A 3983-nucleotide genomic window follows, 5' to 3' on the forward strand; every position below is an offset into this window, starting at 1 on the left:
TCGACCACACGCTCGGCCTGCTGCTGCTGCGCGAGGGTCGCGGGGTGACCGTGCACGCGACCCCGGCCACGGAGGCCACGCTGCGCCGCGGCACCGGGTTCCTGACGACGCTCGAGCGCTACTGCCCGGTGACCGTGGTGCCGGTGGAGCCCGGCGTCGAGGTCGCCCTGTCCGACGAGCTCGCCTACACCGCGGTCGACCTCCCGACGGGCAAGGCGCCCCGCTTCGCCGAGGTCGGTTCGGCCGACGACCCGGGCCGCGTCGTCGGCTACCGCTTCCGCGACCGGGCGTCCGGCGGCACCGTCGTGTACGCGCCCGGCGTCGCCGACGTCGTCCCGGCCCTGCTCGACGCCTGCGACGGGGCCTCGGCCCTGCTCGTCGACGGCACGGCCTACGCCGACGACGAGCTGATCACCCAGGGGCTGGGCGCCAAGACCGCGGGCGACATGGGGCACCTCGCCCTCGCGGGCCCCGGCGGTCTGCTGGAGCGGGTGGCCGGCCGGGCGGCGCGCACGGTGCTCGTCCACATCAACAACTCGAACCCGGTCCTCCTCGAGGACTCGCCCGAGCGGGCCGCCGTCGAGCGGGCCGGGGTCGAGATCGGCAGCGACGAGATGGAGATCCTGGCGTGACTGATCTGGTGGACCGGCTCCGCTCGCAGGCCGAGCGCTACCACGCGGCGCACCCGTTCCACGTGCGCATGAACGCCGGGGAGCTCTCGCCCGAGCAGATCCGCGGGTGGGTCGCGAACCGCTTCCACTACCAGGAGTCGATCCCGATCAAGGACGCGGCTATCCTGTCGAACTGCCCGGACGTGACCGTCCGCCGGCGCTGGATCCGGCGGATCGTCGATCACGATGGCCACGACGACGATGCCGGCGGCATCGAGGCCTGGCTGCAGCTCGCCGAGGCCTGCGGGGTGCCCCGCGAGGAGGTCACCGACCACCGCCACCTCGTCCCCGGGGTGCGCTTCGCGGTCGGCGCCTACGTCACCTTCGCGCGGACGAAGCCGTGGGTGGAGGCGGTCGCGTCGTCGCTGACCGAGCTGTTCGCGCCCGACCTCATGGCCGACCGGCTGGCCGCCTTCGAGAAGTACTACACGTGGATCGACCCGGAGGGTCTGCAGTACTTCCGCAACCGGCTCTTCCAGGCGCCCCGGGACTCCGAGCACGCCCTCGAGGTGGTGCTCGAGCACTGCCGGGCCCCGGAGGACGAGCAGCGAGCCTACGACGCGCTGGCGTTCAAGAACGACGTGCTCTGGAGCATGATGGACGCCATCGACCGGGCCTACCCGGAATGAGCAGCATGGTGATCGACGACGCCGCCGTCCCCCGGCTGGGCCGCGGGGTGCGGATGCGTCACGACAAGGCCCGCGACCGGCAGGTCCTGCTGCTGCCGGAGACGGTCGTCGTCCTCAACGCCACCGGCGCGGCGATCCTCGAGCTCTGTGACGGCACCCGGACGGTCGGCGAGATCGTCGCCGCGCTGCGGGAGCGCTACGGCGAGGTCCCGTCCGAGCAGGTGCACGCCTACCTGGCCCGCCTGGTGGAACGGCGGCACGTGGAGATGAGCGGATGACCCAGCCCGACGGACCCCTCGGCCTGCTCGCCGAGCTCACCTACCGGTGCCCCCTGGCCTGCGCCTACTGCTCGAACCCGATCGAGATCGCCGCCTACCGCGACGAACTCTCGACCGCGGACTGGCAGCGCGTGGTCACCGAGGCCGCGGACCTGGGCGCGCTGCAGTGCCATCTCTCCGGCGGTGAGCCGTTGCTGCGCCGCGACCTCGCCGACATCGTGTCCACGGCGCGCGGCCAGGGGCTCTACACCAACCTCGTGACCTCGGCCCTCGGGTTCACCGAGTCCCGCGCCGCGGAGCTGCACGACGCCGGTCTCGACCACGTGCAGGTCTCGCTGCAGGCCGACGAACCGACGCTCTCGGACCGCATCGCCGGCACGCCGTCGTTCCAGCGCAAGCTCGCCGCCGCCCGCACCGTGCGGGAGCTGGGTTGGCCGCTGACGCTGAACGTGGTGCTGCACCGGCAGAACATCGACCGGGTGGACCGGGTGCTCGCGGCGGCCGAGGACCTGGGCGCGGACCGCATCGAGCTGGCCAACACCCAGTACTACGGGTGGGCGTGGAAGAACCGGGCCGGCCTGCTGCCCAGCCGCGAGCAGCTCGCGGGCGCCGAGGTGATCGTGCGCGCCGCGAAGGAACGGCTGCGCGGGCAGATGGAGATCATCTACGTGGTCCCCGACTACTACGCGACCTACCCGAAGCCGTGCATGGGCGGCTGGGGGGCGCGCCAGCTCGTCGTCGTACCCACCGGCGACGCGATGCCGTGCCTGGCCGCCCACGAGCTCCCGCTGCCGCGGGCCAACGTGCGTGAGGCGTCGCTGCGGTGGATCTGGGAGGACTCGCCGATGTTCTCGGCGTTCCGCGGCACCGACTGGATGCAGGACCCGTGCCGGAGCTGCTCCCGACGCGAGGTCGACCTCGGGGGCTGCCGCTGCCAGGCGTTCGCCCTGACCGGCGACGCCACCCGCACCGACCCGGTCTGCCACCTCTCGCCCGACCACCACCTCGTCGAGGCGGCCGTCGAGGAGGCGAACGAGGTCTCGACGGCGGCCTCGACGCGGGCGGACCTGCCGCTGGTGGCCCGCCCGCACGCGTAGGGGCAGCGGCAGCCCCGCCGGGTCAGCGCGGGGACCCGCGGCGGCCCGAGGACGACACATCGGTCTCCGACGAGGCCGACCGGCCGTTCGTTGCCCGGCCCCCGGACGTCGTGCGCCGCGTGGTCTTCGAGGCTCCGGAGGTCCGTGACGCCCCGGACGAGCGGCGCGTCGCCGAGGCGCGGCGCTGCTCGGCGCGGTCCCCGCCCACGTCCGGCCGCCGGTCGTCCCGGTCATCTCGCCGACCCGTCGCAGCGGGGTCGTCGCGGGTGCTGCCCTGGCGCTCGCTGTCCGGGTCGGTGCTGTCCGGGTCGGTGCTGTCGTCTTCCGTGCCGTCCGCGGCGGCGTCGACCCCGGGGCTCTCCTCGTCCCCGGTGTCCCCGGCGTGGTCGGCCTCCTCGGCCTCGCGGTCCGAGACCTCCGGCGCCGTGGGCGCCGCGGTGTCGAGGTCCGCGGTCACCGCGACGTCGGGTGTGGTGCTGTCCTCGTGCTCGTCGACGGCCTCGGCGTCCACCGTGGCCGAGGCCGTCGACTCGTCCCCCCGGACGTCCTCGCTGCCGTCGTGCCGCTGGTCGTCGTCGCGGTCCCGGGCGTCCTCCCCGGAAGCCGGAGTCGACCCGCCACCCACGACCTGACCCCGTTGCTGCGCCGTCGCGGACAGGCGCTCGGCACCCGCGGCGGCCTTCTCCCCGACGTCGAGCAACGGTGAGGACGCGCGGACCATCGCCACGGCGAGGCGGCGCTGCGAGTCGACCATCTCCCCGTAGATGCGGAACACGTCGTCGAACCAGTGGGCGATCGCGTCGGACGGCGTCGGCGGGGCCTGCTCGTGCGTGTCGGAGGTCATCGCGCTCCCTCGTGTCGATGGCGGCCGTCTCGCGGGGTCTGGACGGCCGGGACCGCGGCGTGGTGCCCACCCGATCCGGTCCGACACGCGCGACGCGGCGGAATCGACGCGGAGTCACGCCGACCGGCCGAACCGGGTTCCCGCAGGCGTCCGAGTGGACGGCACCACCTGGCCGGAGGGCACCTACGAGGAATCGACCGGCACCCCGTTGAACAGCGTCAGGCTGAGCACGAAGTAGACGACGTAGAGCCCGAGCAGGACCGCGCCGTGCCAGCGGCGCAGCCGCCCGGTGGCCAGGAACCCCGCGGAGAGGGCCGTCATCACCACGAGCACCGGCACGTGCCAGCGGAGCACGTCGGCGTCGACGGTGATGGCCCCGCCGACGAGCAGGACGATGCCGAGCTTGCCGGTCACCGAGAACACGACGCTGCCGAGGACGTTGGCGATGCCGATCTCGGGCGCGC

The 3983-nt window shown here is 73.8% G+C and carries 5 protein-coding genes and 1 pseudogene; 4 read left to right on the forward strand and 2 right to left on the reverse strand.

The window, feature by feature from the left end; translation table 11 throughout:
• The 4 genes from VGH76_RS15325 to pqqE all read left to right on the forward strand — a co-directional run.
• Window positions 1-632, forward strand: a 632-nt coding sequence (locus VGH76_RS15325; protein WP_331557560.1) for an MBL fold metallo-hydrolase, incomplete at its 5' end; no start/stop codon positions are given.
• On the forward strand, window positions 629-1300 hold the full coding sequence (gene pqqC, locus VGH76_RS15330) for a pyrroloquinoline-quinone synthase PqqC (RefSeq protein ID WP_331557561.1): 672 nt from the start codon (window positions 629-631) through the stop codon (window positions 1298-1300). The genes VGH76_RS15325 and pqqC, both read left to right, overlap by 4 nt.
• Window positions 1297-1578 (forward strand): pyrroloquinoline quinone biosynthesis peptide chaperone PqqD, encoded by a 282-nt coding sequence (gene pqqD, locus VGH76_RS15335; RefSeq protein WP_331557562.1) that lies wholly within the window; start codon window positions 1297-1299, stop codon window positions 1576-1578. The genes pqqC and pqqD overlap by 4 nt, the downstream gene beginning before the upstream one ends.
• On the forward strand, window positions 1575-2675 hold the full coding sequence (gene pqqE / locus VGH76_RS15340) for a pyrroloquinoline quinone biosynthesis protein PqqE (RefSeq protein WP_331557563.1): 1101 nt from the start codon (window positions 1575-1577) through the stop codon (window positions 2673-2675). The genes pqqD and pqqE overlap by 4 nt, the downstream gene beginning before the upstream one ends.
• Before the next feature lie 22 nt (window positions 2676-2697).
• On the opposite strand, the gene VGH76_RS15345 is transcribed toward pqqE, so the two are convergent.
• Both VGH76_RS15345 and VGH76_RS15350 read right to left on the reverse strand, forming a co-directional pair.
• Window positions 2698-3519, reverse strand: a complete 822-nt coding sequence (locus VGH76_RS15345; RefSeq protein ID WP_331557564.1) for a hypothetical protein — start codon at window positions 3517-3519, stop codon at window positions 2698-2700.
• Between the two features lie 183 nt (window positions 3520-3702).
• Window positions 3703-3983, reverse strand: a pseudogene (locus VGH76_RS15350) (sodium:proton exchanger); the annotation flags it as partial.

The sequence above is a fragment of the Actinomycetospora sp. genome (assembly GCF_036497585.1).
Classification (GTDB): domain Bacteria; phylum Actinomycetota; class Actinomycetes; order Mycobacteriales; family Pseudonocardiaceae; genus Actinomycetospora.

Coding starts and splice junctions, on each gene's coding strand:
- pqqD (WP_331557562.1), top strand. CDS start 1,297: ATGAGCAGCATGGTGATCGACGACGCCGCCGTCCCCCGGCTGGGCCGC.
- pqqE (WP_331557563.1), top strand. CDS start 1,575: ATGACCCAGCCCGACGGACCCCTCGGCCTGCTCGCCGAGCTCACCTAC.
- VGH76_RS15345 (WP_331557564.1), bottom strand. CDS start 3,519: ATGACCTCCGACACGCACGAGCAGGCCCCGCCGACGCCGTCCGACGCG.